Below are 23941 nucleotides of genomic sequence, written 5' to 3' on the forward strand. Positions count from 1 at the left end.
CATGTGTGGCATCGCAGGCACGTACCGATGGCCGGACGGAAAGGCCGTGACCGACCGGCTCACCGACACCCTCGCCCACCGGGGTCCGGACGGCTCCGGTCGCTACAGCCACCGCGTCGGTGACGGCGAGGTGCACCTCGGGCACCGGCGCCTCGCCATCATCGACCTGTCCGAGACCGGCGCCCAGCCGATGGTCTCCGACGGCCTCGTCCTCACGTACAACGGTGAGCTGTACAACGCGCCCGAGCTGCGCGCCGAGCTGGCCGCCGCCGGGGTGCGCTTCCGCGGTACCTCCGACACCGAGGTGGTGCTGGAGGCGTGGCGGCGCTGGGGCACGGACTGCCTGCCCCGGCTGCGCGGCATGTTCGCGTTCGGGATCTTCGACGAGCGAACCGGTGAACTGGTGCTCGCCCGCGACCAGTTGGGCATCAAGCCGCTGTTCCTGCTCCGGCGCGGTGCGGGTCTGGTCTTCGCCTCCGAGCTCAAGGCGCTCGCCGCCGCCACCGGGGGGTCCCTGGAGGTGGACCACGCCGCGCTGGTGGCCTCGCTGCTCTACTACTGGGTGCCGGACTCGCGCTGCGCGTTCCGCGAAGCGGAGAAGCTGCCCCCGGGGAGCTGGCTCAGATGCCGGCCCGACGGACGGGTGGAGCGCGGCCGGTTCTGGAACCTCAAGGACGTCGCCGCCGAAGGCCGGGAGCGGGCCCGCAGCGGCGACCAGCCGGACCTGGCCGCCATCGTCGAGGAGTCGACCCGGCGGCACATGCTCTCCGACGTACCCGTGGCGACCTTCCTCTCCGGCGGTCTCGACTCCAGCTACCTGACCGCGCTGGCGGCCCGCCGGCAACCCGGGATCTCCGCCTACACGATCGGGTTCCGCGCCGAGGACGCCAAGTTCGAGGCGATGCCGGACGACCTGCGCTACGCCCGGCAGGTGGCCGAGCGGTTCGGTGTCGACCTGCACGAGATCGAGATCGCCCCGAACGTGCTCGACCTGCTGCCGCAGATGACGTACAGCCTGGACGAGCCGATCGGCGACCCCGCCGCGATCAACACGTTCCTGATCTGCTCGGCCGCCCGGGAGGCCGGGGTCAAGGTGATGCTCTCGGGGATGGGCGCCGACGAACTGTTCGCCGGGTACCGCAAGCACCTCGCCAACCTGATCGCGCTGCGCTACCAGCGCGTCCCGCGGCCCCTGCGGCGCGGCCTGTCCGCGGCCGTGGACCGGCTGCCGGTCGCCACGGCCCGCCGGGGCTACCGCTCGGTGCGCTTCGCGAAGCGGTTCCTCTCCTTCGCCGATCTGCCGGAGGAGACCGCGTTCCGGCGCAGCTACACCATGTACGACCAGGAGGAACTGCTCGCCCTGGTCGATCCGGACCTGGCCGGGACGGTCGACGACGTGCTGACCGAGCACGCGGACATCTACGAGGACAACGACCTCGACGACTTCGTCAACCGCATGTGCCTGGGCGACGCCCGGATGTTCCTGCCGGGCCTGAACCTCACGTACACGGACCGCTCCAGCATGGCCGCGTCGACCGAGGTGCGGGTGCCCTACGTGGACGTCGAGGTGGTCAAGGCGGCGTTCGCCGTACCCGGCGACCGCAAGATCGTCGGACGGCAGGGCAAGGCCGTCCTCAAGGAGGCGGCCACCTCGGTCCTGCCCCGGGAGATCGTCTACCGCCCCAAGGGCCTGTTCAGCGCCCCGCTGCGCGCCTGGATGAGCCGGGACCTGGCACCGCTGGTGCGCGAGGTGGTGCACGACGGTGTGCTCGTCAACTCCGGGCTCCTGCGCCGCGACGCGCTCGCGCGCATGGTCGCCGAGGACGCCGCCGGGCAGCGGGACTTCTCCAAGCACCTGTGGCACGTGCTGACCCTCGAGTACTGGTACCGCGACGCGACCTCCGGGACCGGTCGGAGCGCTCGCTCGGCGGCGTAGAAGACAGCGAAGACGGCGAACACGGCGAACACGGCTGAGGAACAAGGGGACTTCGGGTGAAGCAGGTTGTACAGAACTACAAGAGCGGCGAGCTTGCGGTGCTCGACGTGCCGGAGCCGGGCTGCAAGCCGGGCGGTGTGCTGGTCCGCACCGCCTACTCGCTGATATCCACCGGGACCGAGCTCATGAAGGTGTCCGAGGCCGGCATGTCGATGCTGGGCAAGGCCCGCTCCCGCCCCGACCAGGTGGCCAAGGTCATGCAGAGCGTGGCCACCAACGGGGTGCCCGCCACCTACCGCAAGGTGATGGGCAAGCTGGACTCCTACACGCCGCTCGGCTACTCGCTGTGCGGGATCGTCGAGCAGGTCGGCCCCGGGATCGACGATGTGAAGGTCGGCGACCTCGTCGCCTGCGCCGGCAACGAGCACGCGCTGCACGCCGAACTGAACTGGGTGCCGAAGAACCTCTACACCCCGGTGCCGGACGGCCTCGCGCCGCGTCACGCGGCCTTCGGCACCGTCGGGTCGATCGCGATGCAGGGCGTCCGCCAGGGCGAGCCGCAGCTCGGTGAGGTGGCGCTCGTCATCGGCCTCGGGCTGATCGGACAGCTGGTGGTGCAGCTCCTCACCGCCTCGGGCGTCCGTGTCGTCGGGGCCGACCCCGACCCGGTGCGCTGCGAGCTCGCCGAGCGCCTGGGCGCCGCGGCCTGCGGCGATCCCGGGTCCGCGGCCGTGGAGGCCGCCGTCGCCGAACTCACCGGCGGTCACGGCGTGGACCAGGTGTACCTGGCCGCCGGCGGCGGCAGCAACCAGCCCGTCGAGCTGGCCGCCCGGCTCTGCCGGGACCGCGGCCGGGTCGTCGACATCGGCAAGTGCCGCCTGGACCTGCCGTGGAACGCGTACTACGAGAAAGAGCTCGACGTCCGGTTCTCCCGCAGTTACGGCCCCGGACGCTACGACCCGGAGTACGAGATCGAGGGGCGGGACTACCCGATCGGCTACGTGCGCTGGACCGAGCGCCGCAATCTCGCGTGCTTCCTCGACCTCGTCGCCCGCGGCCGTGTCGACGTGGAGCCCCTGGTCTCCCACGTCGCCGACTTCGACGACGCCGTCGAGACGTACCAGCGCCTGAAGGACGGCGATCTGAAGGCCGTGGCCGTGCTGTTCCGGTACCCCGAACAGTCGGGGGAAGGGGAGGCGGAGGCCCCGGTGGTGGCCGTGCCCGCGGTGCGCCGCAGCGGCGAGGCAGCCGCCCCGGCCCGGGCCGCCGGGACACCGGTGCGCCTTGCGTTCGTCGGCGCGGGCAACTACGCGACATCGATGCTGCTGCCGCACCTCTCGCAGCGCGACGGCGTCGAGCTGTCGACCGTCGTCACCACGACGGCGCTGTCCGCGGCCAACGCGCAGCGGAAGTTCGGCTTCGCCGAGGCGACCACCGACCTCGACGCCGTGCTCGGCGACAAGTCCATCGACGCGGTCTTCGTCGTCACCCGGCACAGCTCGCACGCCGAACTCACCCGCAAGGCGCTGCTGGCCGGCAAGGCGGTGTTCGTGGAGAAGCCGCTGGCCCTCACCGAGGACGAGCTGGCCGGCGTGCTCGCCGCGGTGGAGGAGTCCGGCAACGACCGGCTGCAGGTGGGCTTCAACCGCCGCTTCGCGCCGCTGCTGCAGGAGGCGAAGAAGCGCCTCGGCGCCCGGACCGGTCCGGCGAGCCTGCGCTACCTGGTCAACGCGGGCCGGCTGCAGCACGGCAGCTGGTACCTCCAGCAGGGCACGGAGGGCTCGCGGTTCGAGGGCGAGGGCGGACACTTCATCGACACGGCGAGCTGGCTGCTCGAGGCCGACCCGGTCTCGGTGTACACGGTCGCCTCGTCCGGCAACGAGGACCTGCAGGTCGTACTGAGCTACCCGGACGGGTCCACCGCCACCATCAGCTACGTCACCACCGGCGCGCCCGGCTTCCCCAAGGAGACGCTGGACCTCGTCGCGGACGGCAAGGTGCTGCGGCTCGACGACTTCGTCCGTGCCTCGGTCTACGGCCGCAAGCGGTGGGTCAGTTCGCGGCTGCCCAAGGCCCGGGACAAGGGACAGAACGCCGAACTGGCCGCGTTCATCAAGGCCGTGCGGACCGGCGGGCCGATGCCGGTACCGCTGGAGTCGCTGGTCGCCACCACGTCGGCCACCCTCGCCGTGCAGGCCGGCCTGGCCGGCGGCGCGCCGGTGACGCTGGCGAGGACGCGATGACCATGAGCGCGGGCTGGTACCTGCGGCGGCTGTCCCGGATGAGACCGGCGGAGGTCGGCGGCCGGGTGGGCGACGCGGTGCGCAGGCGGCGGTGGAGGTCGGCGCGGCCCGACTGCCCGAGCGTGACCGGCGCCCGGTTCACCGCGGTCCTGCCCGCCGGGACGATCGGCGCGATACCGCCGGACGCCGCGAAGCGTCTCCTCGCCGAGGCGGACCGGCTGATGTACGGCCACGCCGAATTCTTCGGAGTGGTCCGCGACGACCTGACCGATCCGGACTGGTGGTACGACCCGAAGACCGGCCGCCGGGCGCCGTTCGGCTACGCCTTCGGTGTGCCGTACCGGAACGAGGACGTGGTCGGGGACATCAAGCAGATCTGGGAGCCGTCCCGGCACCAGTACCTCACCGTGCTCGCCGCCGCCTACGCGGTCACCGGGAACGAGCGGTACGCCGAGCGCGTGGCCGAGCACCTGAGGTCGTGGTGGGCGGCCAACCCGCCGCTGCGCGGCGTGCACTGGATCAGCGGCATCGAGCTGGGCATCCGGCTGCTGTCCTGGGTGTGGATCCGCCGGCTGCTCGACGGCTGGGCGGGCGCGGCCGAGCTGTTCGAGGACAACCCGGTCGCACGGAACCAGATCTGGCACCACCAGCGCTGGCTGGCCGCCTTCCCCAGCCGGGGGTCCTCGGCGAACAACCACGTCATCGCCGAGACCGCCGGGCAGTTCGCCGCGGCCTGCGCGTTCGGCTGGTTCCCCTCCTCGGCGCGCTGGCGAGACGACGCGCTGCGGTCGCTGGAGCGGCAGCTGCGCAACAACACCTTCGTCTCCGGCCTCAACCGCGAACTGGCCACCGAGTACCACGGCCTGGTGCTCGAACTCGGCCTGGCCGCGGTGGCCGAGGCGGATGCCGCCGACGTGCCGGTCCCCGCGTCGATCCGGCTGGTGCTGCTGCGGATGACCGACGCGCTCGCGGCCGTCGTCGACAGCCGCCTGCGACCGCCGCGCCAAGGCGACGCGGACGACGGGTACGGCCTGGTCGTGGACGGCGCCGGCACCGACCGCTGGGCCTCGCTGCTCGCCACCGGGGACGCCGTGTTCGGCCGGCTCGCCTGGTGGCCGGCCGTGACCGGCACCGATGTGCGCACCCCGCTCCTCGCCGCGCTCATCAAGCGCACGGAACCGTCCGTGACGCGTCCGGCGAGCCGACCGGCCCACTTCGCCGACGCGGGCCTGACCATCCTGCGCGGCGGGTCGGAGATCTGGTGCCGCTGCGACGGCGGTCCGCACGGCTTCCTGTCCATCGCCGCGCATGCCCACGCGGACGCGCTGTCCGTGGAGGTCCGGCACGACGGGGTCGACGTGCTCGCCGACCCCGGGACGTTCTGCTACCACGGGCAGCCCGAGTGGCGGCAGTACTTCCGGTCGACCCTCGGTCACAACACCCTGGAACTGGACGGCAGCGACCAGTCCGTCTCCGGCGGCCCCTTCCTGTGGACCCGCCAGGCCCGCAGTCGTGTCCTGGTCGCGGACACGTCCGGAGAGGGCGTGGCCCGCTGGTGCGCCGAGCACGACGGCTACGAGGACTCCGTGCACCGCCGCCGGGTCGAACTGACCGAAGCGACAAAGGAATTGAGGATCGTCGACGAGGTGCGCGGCCCGCGCCGGGCCGTGCGGCTGGCGTTCCACCTCGGCCCGGCGATCACCGCTGACCTGTCGGGCGACCGGGCCGTGCTCACCTGGACCCGGGACGGCGAGGACCGCTCCGCCGTGCTCGACCTGCCCGGCGAACTGAGCTGGCGGGCCCATTGCGGCGAGACCGAACCGCCGCTGGGCTGGTACTCCGCCGGGTTCGGGCGCAAGGAACCCTCTACCACGCTGGTCGGCACCGGCTTCACCGACGGCACGGAGGGCTTCACCACCGTGCTCGGGTTCCACGGCTAGGGGGGCGCGTGGAGATCAAGAGGCGGCACTGGGTGTGGGCGACGGCTTTACTGGCGCTGGCCCTGCTGACGGTGACCGGCTGTGAGAACACGACGACGGACGCGCGGACAGAGCCGACCGCTGTGCCCTCCACGTCCGCGACCCCGTCCACGGCCGTGGCCCGGGTGTGCGCCAAACCCGCGGCCGGGCCGGCGAAGGCACCGGCGGGCGCGGTGACGGTCGACCCCAAGAAGGTCGGTGACCTGGCGGCGAAGACCAAGAGCAACCCCCCGCACACCACGTTCTGGCTCCGGCCGGGCAAGCACCGGCTCGACCCGGACCGCTACGCCCAGGTCATCCCCAAGAAGGGGAACCGCTACCTCGGTGCGCCGGGCGCGGTGCTCGACGGCCGGAAGAAGAACCAGTACGCGTTCGGCGGCAGCGCCCGCGACGTCACCATCCGCTACCTGACCGTGCAGGGTTTCGTCGCGCCGCAGAACGAGGGCGTGGTCAACCACGACTCGGCCGACGGCTGGGTGATCGAGCACGCGACGATCCAGAAGAACTCCGGCGCCGGGCTGATGGCCGGTGCCCGCCAGCAGGTCCGCGCCAACTGCCTGCGCGACAACGGCCAGTACGGAATGAACGCGTACAAGTCCGGCGGTCCCCTCAGCGGCCTGGTCGTCGAGGGCAACGAGATCGTCGGCAACAACACCGGCGACTGGGAGCGGCGGCGCAAGGGCTGCGGCTGCACCGGAGGCATCAAGTTCTGGGCCGTCAACGGCGCCGACGTACGCGGCAACTGGGTGCACGACAACCGCGGCACCGGCTTGTGGGCTGACACCAACAACAACGACTTCCGCATCGAGAACAACGTGCTCGAGGCGAACGACGGGGCCGCGCTGATCTACGAGACCAGCTACAACGCGGTCATCCGGAACAACACGATCCGGCGCAACAACTGGGTCGAGGGCCGCAAGGCGGCCGACAGCGGCGACAGCTTCCCGTTCGCGACCGTCTACCTGTCCGAGTCCGGCGGCGAACCGCGGATCCGAGCCCGCACCGACAAGATCGAGATCTACCGGAACGTGCTGGAGAACAACTGGTCCGGGATCACCCTGTGGGAGAACGCCGACCGGTTCTGCAACAGCCCGGCCAACACCTCGTCCGGTGACTGCACCCTGCTGGTGCACCACACCGACCGCTGCGCGAAACCGGCGATCTCCAAAGCACCGCTCTACGCCGACTGCCGGTGGAAGACCCAGCGGGTGGACATCCACGACAACCGCTTCGTGCTGGACAAGTCCGTCCTCAAGTGCACGGCGAAGTGCGACCGCATGTCGGTGCTCGCCAACTACGGCACCTATCCGGACTGGTCGCCCTACAAGGGCGAAGGGGTGGCTGACGCGATCACCGAGAAGCAGCACAACCGCTGGCACGACAACGCCTACCTCGGACCGTGGAAGTTCGTCGCCCGCGACCCGAGCCAGGTGCTCGACGTCGGGGAGTGGCAGGACGCGCCGTACCAGCAGGACGCGGGCAGCACCTTCCGCGCACAGGCGGGTGGTTGAGATGGCCTGGAACCTGACGCGCACCGGGCCGCCGAGCCGACCGGACACCGCGGGCACGCAGCCCGCCGCGCCGCGCCCGGCCGGCACTCCGAAGATCGTCGGCATCGTCTGGGGTCTGCTGATCCTCAACACGCTCGGCTCCGCCGGTGCGAAGACCATCGTCCCGCTGCCCCGCTCCCTCATCCAGATGGTCACGATGGGCTCGCTGGTCGCCGCGTTCGCCCTGGCGCTCGCGGTCAATCTCCGGCTGCGCATCCGGGGCGGCGCCTTCCTGCTCCTGCTCACCCTGCTGCTGGTGCCGAGCGTGATCTCCAGCGCGGACCTGGAGTCCGGGTTCGGCGCGCTGTTCCGCTGCGGCCGGCTGGCGCTCTTCGTCGGCACGCTGTGGCTGCTCAGCCGCTGGTGGGACGGCGGCCTGACGTTCGCCCGGCACCACATCCGCCTGTACTTCGCGGTGCTCGGGTCGGTGGCCGCCGGCCTGGTCATCTCACCGGGCGCCGCCCTGCCCGAGCTCTACGGCGGACGCCTCGTCGGAGCGTTGTGGCCGCTCACCCCGCCGCAGATCGGACAGTACGCCGCGGTGATCATCGGCCTCACCGTGCTGCTCCTCCTGGGCCGCCGGACCGACAGGACCAGCGCGGCGGTGGTCATCGTGCCGTCACTCGTCCTGCTCGCGCTGACCCATACCCGTACCGCCACGCTCGGCCTGCTCGTCGGTCTTGCCCTGGCGATCGGCTCGCTCATTCTGACCAGCGCCGCCGCCCGCCGGTTCTTCGCCTGGACGGTGCTGTGCGCCACGGTGGCCGCGGTGGGGTTCAGCTCCGCTCTGCAGGCGTGGTTCCTGCGCGGGCAGACCCAGGAGAACTTCTCCAACCTCACCGGCCGGGCCAAGGTCTGGGACGCCCTGCTGGCAGCACCCCGGACGACCTCGGAGCAGCTGTTCGGCATGGGCCTGGGCGACAAGTCGTTCGGCGGGCTGCCCATCGACAACAGCTGGCTCGCCGTGTACGAGGAGCAGGGCCTGATCGGCACCGCCATCGTGGCGGCGATCATCATCGTCCTGGCCGGCGTCGCGTTGCTGCGGCCACCGTCGTTGCAGCGGGCCTGCGCGATCTTCCTGATCAGCTACTGCGCGATCGCGTCGTACACCGAGGCCGGGCTCGGCGATGCCTCGCCGTATCTGCTGCATCTGGCCGTGGCCGCCTCGCTGCTGGCGGCGCCTGCCGCGGCCACCGCGCTGCCCGCGCCCGACGTCCCCCGACGACGCGTGCCGCGCCGGGCCCGTAAACCGGAGGTGACCTGAGCATGCACGTCCTCGTGGTGCACAACCGCTACGCCTCGGCGCAGCCGAGCGGGGAGAACAAGGTCGTCGACCAGGAGGTGGAGCTGCTGCGCGCGGCCGGCCACCGGGTCGAGGTGTTCGAGCGGCGCAGCGACACCATCGCCGACCGGTCCCTGCTCAGCAAGGCCGCGGTACCGCTGCTCGTGCCGTGGAACCCGGCGGTCCGCGGCGAACTCGCCACCCGGCTGCGCGCCGAGCGGCCGGACGTGGTCCACGTCCACAACGTCTTCCCGCTCCTGTCGCCCGCGGTGCTTGCCGCCTGCGCCGACGCCGGTGTGCCCGCCGTCGCGACGCTGCACAACTACACCCAGGTCTGCCCGCCCGGCACGCTGCAACGGGACGGCCGGCCGTGCACCGAGTGCGTCGGGTCGACGCCGCTGCCCGCCGTCCGGCACGGCTGCTACCGGAACTCCCGGCTCGCGACGGTGCCGCTCGCCGTCAGCCTGTCGGTCAACCGGCGGCGCTGGTGGTCCGGCGTGGAGCGGTTCTTCTGCATCTCCGAGGCACAGCGCGACGTGCTGGTGCGATCGGGCATGCCGGCCGAGCGGCTGGCGGTGAAGCACAACTTCGTGCCCGACCCCGGTACGTGCCGTGAGGACGCCGGCGAGCACGTGCTCTATCTCGGCCGGCTCGCGCAGGCCAAGGGAGTGCGGCTGCTGATGGCCGCGTGGGACGAGCTCGCGGCGAGCGGCGGTGTGGGCGTACCGCTCGTGATCGCCGGCGCGGGGCCGCTGGAGCAGGAGGTGACCGCCTGGGCGGCGGGCCGGGACGACGTGCGCTACGTCGGCCTGTACGACACGGCGGAGTGCCAGAAGGCCATCGCCCGGTCGGTCGCCGTGGTGGCTCCCTCGACGTGGCTGGAGGCGTTCGGCCTCGTGGTCGTCGAGGCGATGGCGGCCGGGGTGCCGACCGTCGCCGCCGGTCACGGCGCCTTCGTCGAACTCGTCGAGGACGGGGTGACCGGGCTGCTGCACCGGCCGGGCGAGGCCGCCTCGCTCGCGTCCTGCATACGCCGGATCGCGGTCGAACCGGACCGCAACCGGGAGATGGGCCGGGCGGCCCGACGCCGTTACGAGCAGGGGTTCAGCCCGGCCGTCGGCCTGGAGCGCCTGGTGGAGGAGTACCGCACCGCGATCGCGGGGCGGTCAGCACTGGCTCGTGGCGGGGACATCCGCGCGAGCAGGGGGGATGGGGACAGCACATGACACGATGCCGACTCTGCGGCTCGGAAGCGATGGCGAGCGTCGTCGACCTGGGAGCGACGCCACCGTGCGAGAGCTTTCTCGCCGCGGACCACCTGGACGAGCCGGAGCCCGCGTACCCGCTGCACCTGCGGGTCTGCACGGACTGCTGGCTGGCGCAGATCCCGCCGCTGATCACGCCGGAGGAGACGTTCAAGGAGTACGCGTACTTCTCCTCCTACTCGACCTCCTGGGTGGAGCACGCGCGCACGTTCGTCGCCGACGCCGTGCAGAAGGTGGGTCTCGGCCCCGACGGCTTCGTGGTCGAGGTCGCGAGCAACGACGGGTACCTGCTGAGCCACGTGGTGGACCGGGGGATCCGCTGCCTCGGCATCGAGCCGTCGGTGAACGTCGGCGCGGCGGCACGGGACGCGGGGGTGCCCACCCTCACGGAGTTCCTGTCCCCGGAGACCGGCGCGGCCGTCCGCGCCGAGCACGGTCCGGCGGGCCTGGTCGTGGCCAACAACGTGTACGCGCACATTCCCGACGTGGTCGGGTTCACCCAGGGGCTGCGCGCCCTGGTCGCCGACGACGGCTGGGTGTCCATCGAGGTGCAGCACCTGCTGACCCTGATCGAGGAGAACCAGTACGACACGATCTACCACGAGCACTTCCAGTACTACACGGTCGCGTCCGCGATCCGGGCCCTGGCCAGCGGCGGGCTGAAGCTCGTGGACGTCGAGTTGCTGCCCACGCACGGCGGCTCCATCCGGCTGTGGGCCCGGCCCGCCGAGGTGGCCGGCGAGCCGACGCAGCAGGTGGCCGACGTGCTGGCCCGGGAGAAGGCCGCCGGGCTGCAGGAGCTGTCCGGGTACACCGAGTTCTCCGCGCGGGTGGCCAAGGTGCGCCGGGACCTCCTCAAGTTCCTCATCGAGGCCGCCGAGCGCGGCGAGACGGTCGTCGGCTACGGCGCCCCGGGCAAGGGCAACACCCTGCTCAACCACTGCGGCATCCGGCCCGACCTGCTCCCGTACACGGTCGACCGCAACCCGTACAAGCACGGCAGGTTCACCCCGGGCACCCGCATCCCGATCCTGTCGCCCGAGCAGATCGGCACCGACAGGCCCGACTACGTCCTCGTCCTCCCGTGGAACCTGCGGGCCGAGCTGGTCGAGCAGCTGTCCTTCGTGCACGAGTGGGGCGGCCGCCTCGTCTTTCCCATCCCGGAACTGAGCATTGTCGAGGTCGCGTCCTTGAAAGAGGTCACAGCATGAAGGTCGTTCTGTTCTGCGGCGGTTACGGGATGCGGATGCGCAGCGGCGCCGCCGACGACGTGCCCAAGCCGATGGCGATGGTCGGCCCGAGACCGCTGATCTGGCACGTCATGCGCTACTACGCGCACTTCGGGCACACCGAGTTCATCCTGTGCCTCGGGTACGGGGCGCACCACATCAAGAACTTCTTCCTCAACTACGAGGAGACGACGTCGAACGACTTCGTGCTGCGCGGCGGGCGGACCGAGCTGCTGTCCACCGACATAGCCGACTGGACGATCACGTTCGCGCAGACGGGCATCGAGTCGCCGATCGGGGAGCGGCTGCGCCGGGTCCGCCACCACCTGGACGGCGACGAGATGTTCCTCGCCAACTACGCCGACGTGCTCACCGACGCGCCGCTGCCGGAGATGATCGACCGGTTCGCCGCGCGCGACGCCGGAGCGTCGATGATGGTGGTACCGCCGCAATCGTCCTTCCACTGCGTGGAGTTGGGCGAGGACGGTCTGGTCGGGGGCATCACCGCGGTGAGCGACATGCCGCTGTGGGAGAACGGCGGCTACTTCGTTCTCCGGCAGGAGGTCTTCGACCACATACCGGAGAACGGGGACCTGGTCGCCGACGGATGCGCCCAACTGGCCAAGCAGGGACGGCTGGTGGCACATCAGCACCGCGGCTTCTGGAAGCCGACCGACACCGTGAAGGAACGGGCCGCGCTCGACGACGCCTACACCCGGGGCGACCGCCCGTGGGCCGTGTGGGAGCGGGACGCCGCGGGGGTGAGTGCGTGATCCGGCTCGGGGCCGGTCGGCTCGACCGGATCGTCGCGGTCGGCGCGCACTGCGACGACATCGCCATCGGCGCCGGCGGCACCCTGCTGACGCTGTGCCTCGCCCACCCGGGAATCCGGGTCGACGCGCTGGTGCTCTCCGGCGGCGGCAGTGAGCGGGAGCAGGAGGAGCAGGCCGCGCTCGCCGCCTTCTGCCCGGGCGCCGACCTGCGGCTGACCGTGCTCAAGCTGCCGGACGGCCGGATGCCCGCGCACTGGGAGGAGGCCAAGGCCGCGGTCGAGGAGCTCCGCGAGCGGACCGAGCCGGACCTCGTCCTCGCGCCGCGTACCGATGACGCGCACCAGGACCACCGCGGCCTGGCGAAGCTCATGACCACCGCGTACCGCGACCACCTCGTGCTCCGCTACGAGATCGTCAAGTGGGACGGCGACCTCGGCCGCCCGTCGGCGTACCAGCCGCTGTCCCCGGAGACCGCCGAACAGAAGGTCCGGCTGCTCCAGGAGCACTACCCCTCGCAGCGGCACCGGCCCTGGTACGACCGGGAGGCCTTCCTCGGTCTCGCGCGGATCCGCGGCATCGAATGCCACGCCCGCTACGCCGAGGCCTTCGCCGTCTCCAAACTCACGCTCGATCTCGGCACTTCCACTCTGGGGGAATGAACCTTGCGCGTACTGCTGACCGGACACCAGGGCTACCTGGGCACCGTGATGGCCCCGGTCCTCACGGCAGCCGGACACGAAGTCGTCGGTCTCGACGCCGGCCTGTTCGCCGACTGCGTCCTCGGCCCGCCGCCGGCGGACCCGTCCGGGCACCGGGTGGACCTGCGTGACATCACGGCCGAACACGTCGCCGGGGTGGACGCCGTGATCCACCTGGCCGCGCTCTCCAACGACCCGCTGGGTTCGCTGGCACCGGAACTCACCTACGACATCAACCACCACGCGTCCGTACGCCTCGCCCGGCTGGCCCGCGACGCCGGCGTGCGGCGCTTCCTGTACGCGTCGACCTGCTCCGTCTACGGCGCCTCCGGCGGCGACGACCTGGTGACCGAGGACGCCCCGCTGCGCCCGGTGACGCCGTACGCGGAGTCCAAGGTGCGGGTGGAGGACGACCTGCACGCACTCGCCGACGACGACTTCACCCCGGTGTTCATGCGCAACGCCACCGCCTTCGGCTACTCGCCCCGGCTGCGCGCCGACATCGTGCTGAACAACCTGGTGGGCCACGCGCTGATGTCCGGCGAGGTGCGGGTGCTCTCCGACGGCACTCCCTGGCGCCCGCTGGTGCACGCCGCCGACATCGCGCGGGCCTTCACGGCCGCGCTGTCCGCGCCCCAGGAGGCGGTGCACGACCGGGCGTTCAACATCGGCAGCGAGATCAACAACGTCACGGTCGCCGAGATCGCCGAGCAGGTCGCCGAGGCGGTGCCCGGCTCGAAGGTGGTGATCACCGGGGAGAACGGCGCCGATCCGCGGTCGTACCGGGTGGACTTCTCGCGGTTCCGTGCCGCGCTGCCCGGCTTCGACGTCGAGTGGACGGTGGAGCAGGGCGCGCTCGAACTCGCCGAGGCCTACCGGAAACACGGGCTGGCCCAGGAGGACTTCGAGCGACGCTTCACCCGCCTCGCCGTGCTGCGCGCGGCGTCCGACGCCGGCACCGTCGACGGCACCCTGCGGTGGCGCCGATGACAGGCGCCGGCGAAGAGATGCACGCACTGGTGGAGCGGCTCTACCCGCTCTGCCGGAGCATCACCGGCGACGGTGTGCGCGCCACCCTGGACATCGTCGGTGAGTACGTCCCGCTGCAGGTGCACGAGGTGCCGACCGGGACGCAGGTGCTCGACTGGACGGTGCCGCAGGAGTGGAACATCCGGGACGCGTACGTCGCCGACACCGCGGGCAACCGCGTCGTCGACTTCGCCGCGTCCAGCCTGCACGTGCTCGGCTACAGCGTGCCGGTGTCACGGACCATGCCGCTGGCCGAGCTCCGCGCACACCTGCACACCCTGCCCGACCAGCCGGGTCTGGTCCCGTACCGCACCAGCTACTACAAACCCGAATGGGGGTTCTGCCTGGCCCAGGAGACGCTGGACGCACTGCCGGACGGCGACTACGAGGTGCGCATCGACTCCACACTCGCCGACGGGCACCTCACCTACGCCGAGCACGTCGTCCCCGGGCAGGTCTCCGACGAGGTGATCGTCTCCTGCCACGTCTGCCACCCGTCGCTGGCCAACGACAACCTGGCCGGCATCGCGGTGGCGACGTACCTGGCCAGGGCGCTGGCCGAGCAGACGCCCTACTACACCTACCGGTTCATCTACGCGCCCGGCACCATCGGGGCCATCACCTGGCTGGCGCGCAACGCGGAGCGGATCGAGCGGGTCAAGCACGGCCTGGTGCTGGCCTGCGCCGGCGACTCGGGACAGCTGACGTACAAGCAGAGCAGACGCGGCGACGCGGAGATCGACCGGGTGATGCGGCACGTGCTGTCCGCCTCCGAACGGCCGCACCACATCAACGAGTTCACCCCGTACGGCTACGACGAGCGGCAGTACTGCTCGCCCGGTTTCGACCTCGGCGTGGGCTCGCTCAGCCGGACCCCGTACGCCGGGTACCCCGAGTACCACACCTCGGCGGACAACCCGGACTTCGTCACTCCGGAGGCGATGGCGGACACCCTCGCCGTCTGCCGCGAGGCGTTCGCCGTGCTCGACCGCAACCGGCAGTACGTCAACCTCAGCCCCTACGGCGAACCACAGCTGGGACGCCGCGGGTTGTACGACGCGCTCGGCGGCCGCAGCGACACCAAGCAGGCCCAGATGGCCATGCTCTGGGTGCTCAACCTCTCCGACGGCGAGCACAGTCTGCTGGACGTCGCCGAACGGTCCGCTCTGCCGTTCGACACCGTCGCCGCCGCGGCCGACGCCCTGCACGGCGCCGGACTGATCAAGGCATGACGCCGATGACCACCGAGGGGGAGAAGACGAGGCCGAAGACGGCGAGCGCGCGGCGGGCCGTCGTCGGCCGGCTGTCCTGGGGACTGGCCGACCAGGCGGCCTCCAGCATGACCAACTTCGCGGTGGGCATCTACGTGGCACGCTCGCTCGGGGTGACCGCGTTCGGCGTGTTCAGCCTGGCCTGGCTGACCTACGGCGTGGTGCTCAACGTCGCCCGCGGTCTCGCCACCGACCCGCTCGTGGTGCGCTTCAGCGGCGTGCCGGAGGCGTCCTGGCGTGCGGCGGCCGGCCGGTCGTCGGGTGCCGCGCTCGGCGTCGGTACCGCCCTCGGCGCGGTGTGCCTGCTGGTCGGGCTCGGCCTCGGCGGCCGGGTGGGGCCCGCGTTCGTCTCTCTCGGTGTCGTGCTGCCCGCGCTGCTGCTGCAGGACGCCTGGCGGTTCGCGTTCTTCGCCGCCGGCGCCGGGCGCAAGGCGTTCGTCAACGACCTCGTGTGGGGCGTCGCGCTCGTCCCGGCCATGGTCGTGGCGGCCCGCGTGGGCAGCGTCGCCGCTTTCGTGCTCGCCTGGGGCGTGTCCGCCGCGGTGGCCGCGGCGTACGGCTGCCTGCAGTCCGGCATTCGGCCCCGGGTGACCCAGGCGCGCGGGTGGCTGCGCGAGCAGCGCGACCTGGGCTACCGGTACCTGGTCGAGAACGTCAGCCTCAGCGGCGCGAGCCAGCTGCGGGCGTACGGGCTCGGCGCGATCGTCGGCGTCGGCGCGGTGGGCGCGGTCCGGGGCGCCGAGCTGCTCCTCGGCCCGTTCCTCGCCCTGCTGATGGGGCTCTCGCTGGTGACCGTCGCGGAGGCGGCACGGGTGCTGCGGCAGGCCCCGCAACGCCTCGCCAAGTTCTGCCTCCTGCTGGGCGGTGGGCAGGCCGCCGCCGCGCTGCTGTGGGGCGCCGCGCTGCTCCTGATGCCCGACCGGGCCGGCGAACTCGTCCTCGGCGACGTCTGGCACTCCGCCTCCCAGCTCATCGTGCCGGCCACCCTCGGCGTCGCGGGCAGCGGCCTCGGCACCGGCGCGGCGGCCGGACTGCGCGCGCTCGCCGCGGCCCGGCGCAGCCTGCGCTGCCAACTGTTCGCCTCCGCCTGCTACGTCGGCGGCGGACTCGGCGGCGCGGTCGTCGGCGGCACGGTCGGCTCGGCCTGGGGCGTCGCCGCCGCGACCGTCTGCAGCTCGGCCGTGTGGTGGCTGCACCTGCGGTCCGCCCTGCGCGAGCGCCACCAGAACCCCATCCCCGAAGTGAGGACGCAATGACCGCCCACCCCAGGCTGAGCATCGGCCTGCCCGTGTACAACGGCGAGGAGTACCTCGCCGAGTCGCTCGACGCCCTGCTCGGCCAGACCTACGAGGACTTCGAGCTGGTCATCACCGACAACGCCTCGACCGACGGGACCCAGGACATCTGCCGCAAGTACGCCGCGCAGGACTCCCGCATCCGCTACATCCGGCTGCTGAAGAACATCGGCGCCGCGCCGAACCACAACTACGTGTTCACCCAGTGCCGCGGCGAGCTGTTCAAGTGGGCCTCGCACGACGACCTGTACGCGCGGGACCTGCTGCGGGCTTGCGTGGAGGCCCTCGACGAGCGGCCGGACGTGGTCCTCGCGCACTCCGACCAGGCGGTCATCGACGGCGACGGGCAGGTGAAGGTGCCTTACGAGTACACGCTCGCCACAGACTCGCCCAGCGCGCCCGAGCGCTTCCGCAGCCTGCTGTTCGAGCCCGGCGGCGACGACTTCTACGGGGTGATGCGGGCCGACGTGCTGCGCCGGGTGAAGCCGCACGACAGCTACCACCACGCGGACCGCACGTTCGTCGCCGAGATCACCCTGCACGGGGCCTTCCACCAGGTGCCGGAGCTCCTCTACTTCCGCCGCGACCATCCCACCCGCGCCGAACGGGCGAACCCTTCCAAGCGCTCCCGGTGCGTCAACCTGGACCCGCGCCGGGCCGGCCCGCTGCACCCGACGCCCCGGCTGCTCGCCGAGTACGTCTGGGGTTTCGCCTCGGCGATCCGGCGGGCGCCGTTGTCGGCGGCCGACCGGCGCGCGTGCCACCGCCACCTGGCCACCTGGATGACCAGCCGGGTCCGTCCGGGCGCCGGCGAACGGGTCGAGGACCGCGCTCCGGTCGACCCGGCCAAGCTCACCGTCTCCGTCGACGCCCTCGTCGCCGGGCGTGAGGGCCGTGCGGGTCGTGAAGGTCGTGAAGGGGGACAGGCGTGACCCCGGTGCGGGTCGGTGTGTTCGGCCTGCTCGGCTCCGGCAACCTCGGCAACGACGGGTCGCTCGAAGCGGTGCTCGGATACCTCCGCGCCGACCACCCGGAAGCGGTCGTGGACGCACTGTGCGGTGGCCCCGAGGCCGTCACGGCCCGGTTCGGGATTCCCGCGACGCGGCTGCACTGGTACCGCGGGGAGTACCGGACCGCGTCACGGGCGGGCGCGATCGCGGGCAAGGGCCTGGGCAAACTCGTCGACGTCGTCCGTACCGCCGCCTGGGTGCGCCGGCACGACGTGGTGATCGTGCCGGGCATGGGCGTCCTGGAGGCCACGCTGCCGCTGCGGCCGTGGGGCTTCCCGTACGCGCTGTTCCTGCTCTGCGCGAGCGGCCGCGTACTGCGCACCCGGACGGCGCTGGTCGGCGTCGGCGCCGCCCCGATCGGCAACCGTCCGACCCGCGCGCTGGTGCGCTGGTCGGCCCGGCTCGCCACCTACCGCTCGTACCGTGACACCCAGTCCCGGGACGCGATACGGGAGATGGGCGTGGACACCACGCGCGACGAGGTCTACCCGGACCTCGCCTTCGCCCTGCCGACGCCGTCGGCGAGCGCGGCACCGGGCCCGCCGGGCCCGGTCTGCGTCGGGGTCATGGACTTCCACGGCGGCAACGACGACCGTGCCCGGTCCGAGGAGATCCACCGCCGTTACCTCGACGGCACGACCCGGTTCGTGCGCGCGCTCGTCGAGGACGGCAGGCCGGTCCGGCTGCTCACCGGCGACGAATGCGACGCGCCGGTGGTCGCCGCGATCACCGACGCGGTGGACTCACCGCTGGTCACCGCCGCCGAGGCGACCTCGCTGGCCGACCTGATGAAGGAGACGGCGGCCGCCGACACCGTGGTGGCCACCCGCTACCACAACCTGATCTGCGCGCTGAAGGCCGGCACACCGACACTCGCACTCAGCTACGCGGCCAAGAGCGACGCGCTCATGGCGCAGATGGGACTTGCCGCGTACTGCCATCCGGCCCGTGAGGTCGACGCCGACCAACTGATGCAGCAGTTCCGGGCGTTGGAGAAGCGCTCGGCCGAACTGCGCCGGACCCTCGCCGAGCGGAACCTGGCCGCCACCCGACAACTCGCGCATCAATTCACCGCCTTGACCACGGCCCTTTTCCCGGCGACCGCCGACGCCGGCGCCAAAGCCCACGCCCGGCAGGAGACCTCATGAAAGCGACCGCAGTCCCGGAGATCTCCGGCGCCTACCTGTTCGAGCCGACGCCGTACGCCGACGAACGCGGCTTCTTCTGCCGCACCTTCGACGCCGACGTGGTCCGCTCGGTCGGCCTCGACCCGGACGCCTTCATCCAGGACAGCGTGTCCCGCTCGGTCCGCGGCGTACTGCGCGGCCTGCACCTGCGCTCCGGCGCGGGCGAGGCCAAGCTGGTGCGGTGCTCGTACGGGCGGATCTTCGACGTCGTCGTCGACCTGCGGCCCGACTCGCCGACCTACCGCAACGTGGCCTCCTTCGATCTGTCCGGCGAGACGCAGGTGACCCTGTACATCCCGGCGGGGTGCGCGCACGGCTTCCAGGCGCTGACCGAGACCGCCGACACCTCGTACCGGATCGACCGCCCGCACGATCCGGCCGAGGACGTGACGATCGCCTTCGACGACCCTGAACTCGCCATTCCCTGGCCGCTGCCGGTCACATCGATCTCCGAGCGGGATCGGAAGGCGCCGGGACTCGCCGAGGCCCTGAAGCAGAAAGAGAGCTGAACTCACCGTGGACACCGAAGAGTTCTCCCTGCCCCGGTCGCGGACGGCGAACGAGCGGCTGCACGCCCTGATCCCGGGCGGCGCGCACACCTACGCCAAGGGCGACGACCAGTACCCCGAGGACCTGGCCCCGGTCATCAGCCACGGCCGCGGTGCCCACGTGTGGGACCTCGACGGCAACCGTTACATCGAGTACGGCTCCGGCCTGCGGTCGGTCAGCCTCGGCCATGCCCACCCACGGGTGAGTGAGGCGGCGCGCCGGGAACTCGACCGCGGCAGCAACTTCGTCCGGCCCTCCGTCGTGGAGGTCGAGGCCGCCGAACGCTTCCTGGCCACGGTGCCGACCGCGGAGATGGTGAAGTTCGCGAAGAACGGCTCCGACGTCACCACCGCCGCGGTGCGCCTCGCCCGCGCCGTCACCGGGCGCCCGCGGGTGGCCATCTGCGGCGACCATCCGTTCTTCTCCGTCGACGACTGGTTCATCGGCACCACACCCATGTCCGCCGGTATTCCGGCGGCGACCACCGAGCTCACCGTGTCCTTCCCGTACGGGGACCTGGCCGCCACGGACGAGATGCTGACCCGGTATCAGGACGAGATCGCCTGCCTGATCCTCGAACCCGCCGGCCACACCGAACCCGCGCCCGGGTACCTCGAGGGCCTGCGCGAGCTGGCCGACCGGCACGGCTGCGTACTGATCTTCGACGAGATGATCACCGGCTTCCGCTGGTCCGAGGCGGGCGCCCAGGGCCTGTACGGTGTCGTGCCCGACCTCTCCACGTTCGGCAAGGCGCTGGGCAACGGGTTCGCCGTCTCCGCGCTGGCCGGACGCCGCGAACTGATGGAGCGGGGCGGGCTGCGGCACTCCGGGGACCGCGTGTTCCTGCTGTCCACCACGCACGGAGCGGAAACGCACTCCCTGGCGGCCGCCATGGCCGTGCAGGCCACCTACGTCGAGGAAGGGATCACCGCGCGGCTGCACGCCCTCGGCGAGCGGCTGGCCGCCGGGGTCCGCGACGCGGCGGCGAGCATGGGCGTCGCCGAGCACGTCGTCGTCCGGGGCCGGGCCAGCAACCTGGTCTTCGCCACTCTCGACGAGAACGGGCAGCCGTCGCAGCAGTACCGCACCCTGTTCCTGCGCAGGCTCCTCGCGGGCGGAGTGCTGGCCCCGTCGTTCGTGGTGAGCAGCGCGCTCGACGACGCCGACATCGATCACACCGTCGACGTCGTGGCCCAGGCATGTGCGGTGTACCGGAAGGCACTGGACGCCGCCGACCCCACCCCCTGGGTGGGCGGGCGGCCGGTGAAACCCGTCTTCCGCCGCCTGGCATGACGTGACGTGACGTCAGAGACGCTCCGGCAGAGGGGCGTCGGCCGACCGGTCTGCCCGCCGGTCGGCCGTCCGGTCGATCAGCCATGCGGTCGCCGGTACCACCGCCAGCGCGGTGCACCAGCCGCCGAGGACATCGGTCGGGTAGTGCGCGCCCAGGGCGACCTGCGCCCATCCCATCGCGGCGCCGGCCACCAGCGCCGCGCCGAGCACGAGTGACGTGCCGGCCGTCCTGCCGAGGCCGAGCCGGCCGGTCGCGAGCAGCGCCACCGCGAGGGCGAGCGCGGTGGCGAAGGCGGTGTGCCCGCTCGGATAGGACAGATTGTCGGGGCCGTGGATGGTGCGCCCCACCAGAGGCTTGAGCAGCGTCGTCGTCGCCACGGCCAGGCCGACGCCGGCGACGAGGAGCACGGCCCCGCGGGGACGCCTGAGCAGCAGGCAGGCCGCCGCGGCGGGCACGACCAGGATCGCCGCGCCGGCGGGCTCCCCCCAGAAGTCGATGGCCAGAGCGATGTTCCGCCACGGCTGCTGCACACTGTCCGCGGTCGGATCGACGAACCACCTGTCCACCCGGCCGGGCTGAGTGTGGCCGGCATACAGGACCCCGATCACGACGACCACCAGCGCGGCGAGCACCGCGATCGGCCCGAGCCGCGAGCGCAGCGTCGGGGGCAGTACCGCGGGTGCCGGACGGCCGGTCACACGCTCACCGCGTCCGGTCGACCCGCGGTTTCGCTGTCCGCTCCGGCCAGGCGTTCCAATGCGAGCCCTCCCCGTGGTGTCCGACCACCCTCCAGCGGCCATGACCGTCCCACGGAGAGCTGTTCCTGGGGATCAGCGTAGCGTCCCAGAACGTACGAGATGCGACGAAACACCTTCGCGAGGATGGGGGCAACTCTGCTACCCCGGGCCGTAGTTGTGGCGCGAGGTGCGTGGGAGTCGTGAAGGGTTCGCGCACGATTCTCGGAATTCGGTCACGTGAGAGGAAAACTCGGAGGGCTCACTCGGCGCTTTCGAACAGGTCGGGCGCCGATCCATGCGAGGGGAGACCGATCAACGATGTTCACTCTGGTACGGCGCAGAGCGCGGACGGCCGCGCTCGCGCTCTCGGCCGTCGCAGCTCTCGCCTTCGGCACGACCGCCACGGCCGGCGCGGCAGCGGCCCCCGCTCCCGCGCCCGCGAAACAGGGGCCGACCTCGGTGGCGTACGTCGAGGTGAACAACAACAGCATGCTGAACGTCGGCAAGTACACCCTCGCCAATGGCGGCGGCAACGTCTTCGACGTCGCCGTGATCTTCGCGGCGAACATCAACTACGACACGGGCTCGAAGGCGGCCTATCTGTCCTTCAACGAGAACGTGCAGCGCGTCCTCGACAACGCCGCCACGGAGATACGGCCGTTGCAGCAGAAGGGCATCAAGGTCGTCCTCTCGGTGCTCGGCAACCACCAGGGCGCGGGCTTCGCCAACTTCCCGTCCCAGCAGGCGGCTTCGGCGTTCGCGACGCAACTGTCGGACACCGTCACCAAGTACGGCCTCGACGGCATCGACTTCGACGACGAGTACGCCGAGTACGGCAACAACGGCACCGGCCAGCCCAACGACAGTTCGTTCGTGCACCTGGTGACGGCGCTGCGCGCGAACATGCCGGACAAGATCATCAGCCTCTACAACATCGGCCCGGCCGCGTCGCGCCTCTCCTACGGCGGCGTCGACATCTCGTCCAAGTTCGACTACGCCTGGAACCCGTACTACGGCAGCTGGCAGGTCCCCGGCATCGCCCTGCCCAAGTCGCAGCTGTCGCCGGCGGCCGTCGAGATCGGCGGAACCCCGCAGAGCACGGTCGCCGACCTCGCCCGCCGTACCGTCAGCGAGGGATACGGCGTCTACCTGACGTACAACCTCGACGGCTCCGACCGCAGCGCCGATGTCTCCGCGTTCACCAGGGAGCTGTACGGCAGTGACGCCGTCTACACGCCGTGATCCGACCGCACGCTCCGGCGCGCGGTGCCCCCGCGGGGCTCGCCGCATGCCGTAGTGACGCGCCTTGTGCAGGCCGCGCCCTCGACAACGATGTCGGGGGCGCGGCCCGCGCGTCTTGGCCACCGGCGACCGAGGCCGGCGCACGGTCTGCCGTTCAGGGTTCGATGAGGCCGGTACGGATCGCGTAGCGCGTCAGGTCGGTGCGGTCACGCATGCCGAGCCGCTGGAGGATGCTCGCCCGGTGACGTTCCACGGTTTTCGTGCTGATGAAGAGCAACTCGCCGATCTCCTGGGAGGAGCGGCCCTCGGCGACCAGCTTGAGGACCTCTTCCTCACGGTCGGTGACGGCACGATCGGGAAGGTCGTCGCCTCGCCGGACACGGTCGACATAACTGCGCACCAGCGTGGTCTGTGTGCCTCCGCGCAGACGAACGACTCGTCGCGCAAGGCGGCGCGGCATGCTGGGACAAGGTCCCGGTCGGCGGCCGATGTGAGGAGGCCGGGCCGGCAAGGCGGACCCGCTCACCCACGGCGACGACTCCCGGATCCAGAACAGCTGCGCGCTGGCACCCCGAGTACGAGAGCCTTCTCATGGACCGCGCTCGCCGTGCCGGCCGGCCGGCGTCCACGGTGGTCAAGCTCAAGCGGACGCCGTTCCAGCACTTCCTGGACAGTGCGGCCGCATCCCATGGATGCCCCCGGGTGGCCCTCACCCGCGCGTAGAGCTGCCGGGTACGGAGGGTGGGGGCGGTCCTGGATGCCGGGGGTCGGACGAAGGCGCTGTCACGTTCAGGTCCGCGCGCATGGTCGCCCGCATCAGGGACAGGGCCCGCCAGCTTTCCTTGATCCGGGACTGTGCGGTGGCGATGTCCTCGCCTTCACGGGCTGTCCCTCGCGTGATGCGGGCGAGGATTCCGTAGACGGCAGCGATGCCGGTGTTGACCGTGCGTACCTGTGCCAGCACCTGGTCCGGCACGATCATCTGTGCCTCGGCGTACCACTGGCGGTATTCCGCACGTGCCGTTTCGACGGCGTCGAACGAGGTCTGCGGGGTCTCCGTGCCGAGGCGCAGCGCGTGGACGTGATCGTTGAGGCTCGCCAGGTAGTGCCGAGCGGCAGCATTGAACGCGATGTAAGCCGCCTTCCGGGCCTCCACCATCACCGTTCGCTGCTGGGCCGCGAGGTCGGCGATCCGCGTGCGCTCGAGGTGCTGCCACTCCTCTCTGCGGGTGGCGTCCGCGCGGCGCTGGACCAGCCAGGCCGAGGCCAGCGTGCCTCCCACACCCACCGCCGCCGCCAGCAGACCTGCCGTAGCCGAATCCATCCAGCCTCCCCAGTACGCCTGTCGATGCCAACGGACTGCCTCCGTCAC

Annotated in this window: 19 protein-coding genes and 1 pseudogene; 17 read left to right on the forward strand and 3 right to left on the reverse strand. The window is 71.6% G+C overall.

What is annotated here, in order from left to right; translation table 11 throughout:
- Window position 1: 1 nt before the first annotated feature.
- From asnB to ACVHNB_RS16725, 16 genes are read left to right on the forward strand one after another with little or no spacing between them, the layout of a single operon-like run.
- Window positions 2-1936 carry an asparagine synthase (glutamine-hydrolyzing) gene (asnB, locus tag ACVHNB_RS16650; RefSeq protein ID WP_428950372.1) on the forward strand — a complete coding sequence of 645 codons (1935 nt, stop codon included), beginning with the start codon at window positions 2-4 and terminating at the stop codon, window positions 1934-1936.
- Window positions 1937-1992: 56 nt separating this feature from the next.
- Entirely contained in the window at window positions 1993-4179 is a 2187-nt protein-coding gene (locus tag ACVHNB_RS16655) for a bi-domain-containing oxidoreductase (RefSeq protein ID WP_456228473.1), read from the forward strand.
- Window positions 4176-6119, forward strand: coding sequence for an alginate lyase family protein (locus ACVHNB_RS16660; protein WP_456228474.1), 1944 nt, complete (start codon window positions 4176-4178; stop codon window positions 6117-6119). The genes ACVHNB_RS16655 and ACVHNB_RS16660 overlap by 4 nt, the downstream gene beginning before the upstream one ends.
- Window positions 6120-6127: 8 nt before the next feature.
- Window positions 6128-7669: a right-handed parallel beta-helix repeat-containing protein gene (locus ACVHNB_RS16665; protein WP_456228475.1), complete on the forward strand. Its 1542-nt coding sequence runs from the start codon at window positions 6128-6130 to the stop codon at window positions 7667-7669.
- 1 nt (window position 7670) lies between these two features.
- Window positions 7671-8972, forward strand: a complete 1302-nt coding sequence (locus tag ACVHNB_RS16670; protein ID WP_428950368.1) for an O-antigen ligase domain-containing protein — start codon at window positions 7671-7673, stop codon at window positions 8970-8972.
- Window positions 8973-8974: 2 nt separating this feature from the next.
- Complete coding sequence (locus tag ACVHNB_RS16675) at window positions 8975-10216, forward strand: glycosyltransferase (protein ID WP_428950367.1); 1242 nt, start codon at window positions 8975-8977, stop codon at window positions 10214-10216.
- Window positions 10213-11466, forward strand: coding sequence for a class I SAM-dependent methyltransferase (locus tag ACVHNB_RS16680; protein ID WP_428950366.1), 1254 nt, complete (start codon window positions 10213-10215; stop codon window positions 11464-11466). Before ACVHNB_RS16675 ends, ACVHNB_RS16680 begins: the two co-directional genes overlap by 4 nt.
- Window positions 11463-12257 carry a glycosyltransferase family protein gene (locus tag ACVHNB_RS16685; protein WP_428950365.1) on the forward strand — a complete coding sequence of 265 codons (795 nt, stop codon included), beginning with the start codon at window positions 11463-11465 and terminating at the stop codon, window positions 12255-12257. The genes ACVHNB_RS16680 and ACVHNB_RS16685 overlap by 4 nt, the downstream gene beginning before the upstream one ends.
- The gene (locus tag ACVHNB_RS16690) at window positions 12254-12916 is read left to right on the forward strand and encodes a PIG-L deacetylase family protein (protein WP_428950364.1); all 663 of its coding nucleotides are present in this window, start codon (window positions 12254-12256) and stop codon (window positions 12914-12916) included. The genes ACVHNB_RS16685 and ACVHNB_RS16690 overlap by 4 nt, the downstream gene beginning before the upstream one ends.
- 3 nt (window positions 12917-12919) lie before the next feature.
- Window positions 12920-13945: an NAD-dependent epimerase/dehydratase family protein gene (locus ACVHNB_RS16695; protein WP_428950363.1), complete on the forward strand. Its 1026-nt coding sequence runs from the start codon at window positions 12920-12922 to the stop codon at window positions 13943-13945.
- Window positions 13933-15216 (forward strand): DUF4910 domain-containing protein, encoded by a 1284-nt coding sequence (locus ACVHNB_RS16700; protein ID WP_428950362.1) that lies wholly within the window; start codon window positions 13933-13935, stop codon window positions 15214-15216. Before ACVHNB_RS16695 ends, ACVHNB_RS16700 begins: the two co-directional genes overlap by 13 nt.
- A 5-nt stretch (window positions 15217-15221) precedes the next feature.
- Window positions 15222-16511, forward strand: a complete 1290-nt coding sequence (locus ACVHNB_RS16705; RefSeq protein ID WP_428957439.1) for an MATE family efflux transporter — start codon at window positions 15222-15224, stop codon at window positions 16509-16511.
- Window positions 16508-17482, forward strand: a complete 975-nt coding sequence (locus ACVHNB_RS16710; RefSeq protein ID WP_428950361.1) for a glycosyltransferase family 2 protein — start codon at window positions 16508-16510, stop codon at window positions 17480-17482. Before ACVHNB_RS16705 ends, ACVHNB_RS16710 begins: the two co-directional genes overlap by 4 nt.
- A complete protein-coding gene (locus ACVHNB_RS16715; protein WP_428950360.1) occupies window positions 17479-18708 on the forward strand; it encodes a polysaccharide pyruvyl transferase family protein in 1230 nt (409 codons plus the stop codon). The genes ACVHNB_RS16710 and ACVHNB_RS16715 overlap by 4 nt, the downstream gene beginning before the upstream one ends.
- Window positions 18705-19256, forward strand: coding sequence for a dTDP-4-dehydrorhamnose 3,5-epimerase (gene rfbC / locus ACVHNB_RS16720; RefSeq protein ID WP_428950359.1), 552 nt, complete (start codon window positions 18705-18707; stop codon window positions 19254-19256). Before ACVHNB_RS16715 ends, rfbC begins: the two co-directional genes overlap by 4 nt.
- A 7-nt stretch (window positions 19257-19263) precedes the next feature.
- The gene (locus ACVHNB_RS16725; protein ID WP_456228476.1) at window positions 19264-20589 is read left to right on the forward strand and encodes a glutamate-1-semialdehyde 2,1-aminomutase; all 1326 of its coding nucleotides are present in this window, start codon (window positions 19264-19266) and stop codon (window positions 20587-20589) included.
- A gap of 12 nt (window positions 20590-20601) precedes the next feature.
- Here the strand turns inward: ACVHNB_RS16725 and ACVHNB_RS16730 are convergent, their stop codons facing one another.
- Window positions 20602-21288, reverse strand: a complete 687-nt coding sequence (locus ACVHNB_RS16730) for a phosphatase PAP2 family protein (RefSeq protein WP_428950357.1) — start codon at window positions 21286-21288, stop codon at window positions 20602-20604.
- 357 nt (window positions 21289-21645) lie between these two features.
- Here ACVHNB_RS16730 and ACVHNB_RS16735 point away from each other — a divergent pair, with 357 nt between their 5' ends.
- Window positions 21646-22569 (forward strand): endo-beta-N-acetylglucosaminidase H, encoded by a 924-nt coding sequence (locus tag ACVHNB_RS16735; RefSeq protein ID WP_428950356.1) that lies wholly within the window; start codon window positions 21646-21648, stop codon window positions 22567-22569.
- A 154-nt stretch (window positions 22570-22723) separates the two neighbouring features.
- Here ACVHNB_RS16735 and ACVHNB_RS16740 read toward each other — a convergent pair.
- Together ACVHNB_RS16740 and ACVHNB_RS16745 are read right to left on the reverse strand one after the other, a co-directional pair.
- Window positions 22724-23067, reverse strand: a pseudogene (locus tag ACVHNB_RS16740) (response regulator transcription factor); the annotation flags it as partial.
- A 211-nt stretch (window positions 23068-23278) separates the two neighbouring features.
- Entirely contained in the window at window positions 23279-23893 is a 615-nt protein-coding gene (locus ACVHNB_RS16745; RefSeq protein WP_456228477.1) for a hypothetical protein, read from the reverse strand.
- Window positions 23894-23941: the final 48 nt, after the last annotated feature.

It is taken from the genome of Streptomyces sp. YJ-C3 (assembly GCF_053891275.1).

Coding starts and splice junctions, on each gene's coding strand:
- ACVHNB_RS16710 (WP_428950361.1), top strand. CDS start 16,508: ATGACCGCCCACCCCAGGCTGAGCATCGGCCTGCCCGTGTACAACGGC.
- ACVHNB_RS16660 (WP_456228474.1), top strand. CDS start 4,176: ATGACCATGAGCGCGGGCTGGTACCTGCGGCGGCTGTCCCGGATGAGA.
- ACVHNB_RS16685 (WP_428950365.1), top strand. CDS start 11,463: ATGAAGGTCGTTCTGTTCTGCGGCGGTTACGGGATGCGGATGCGCAGC.
- ACVHNB_RS16680 (WP_428950366.1), top strand. CDS start 10,213: ATGACACGATGCCGACTCTGCGGCTCGGAAGCGATGGCGAGCGTCGTC.
- ACVHNB_RS16705 (WP_428957439.1), top strand. CDS start 15,222: ATGACCACCGAGGGGGAGAAGACGAGGCCGAAGACGGCGAGCGCGCGG.
- ACVHNB_RS16675 (WP_428950367.1), top strand. CDS start 8,975: ATGCACGTCCTCGTGGTGCACAACCGCTACGCCTCGGCGCAGCCGAGC.
- ACVHNB_RS16735 (WP_428950356.1), top strand. CDS start 21,646: ATGTTCACTCTGGTACGGCGCAGAGCGCGGACGGCCGCGCTCGCGCTC.
- ACVHNB_RS16745 (WP_456228477.1), bottom strand. CDS start 23,893: ATGGATTCGGCTACGGCAGGTCTGCTGGCGGCGGCGGTGGGTGTGGGA.
- asnB (WP_428950372.1), top strand. CDS start 2: ATGTGTGGCATCGCAGGCACGTACCGATGGCCGGACGGAAAGGCCGTG.
- ACVHNB_RS16670 (WP_428950368.1), top strand. CDS start 7,671: ATGGCCTGGAACCTGACGCGCACCGGGCCGCCGAGCCGACCGGACACC.
- rfbC (WP_428950359.1), top strand. CDS start 18,705: ATGAAAGCGACCGCAGTCCCGGAGATCTCCGGCGCCTACCTGTTCGAG.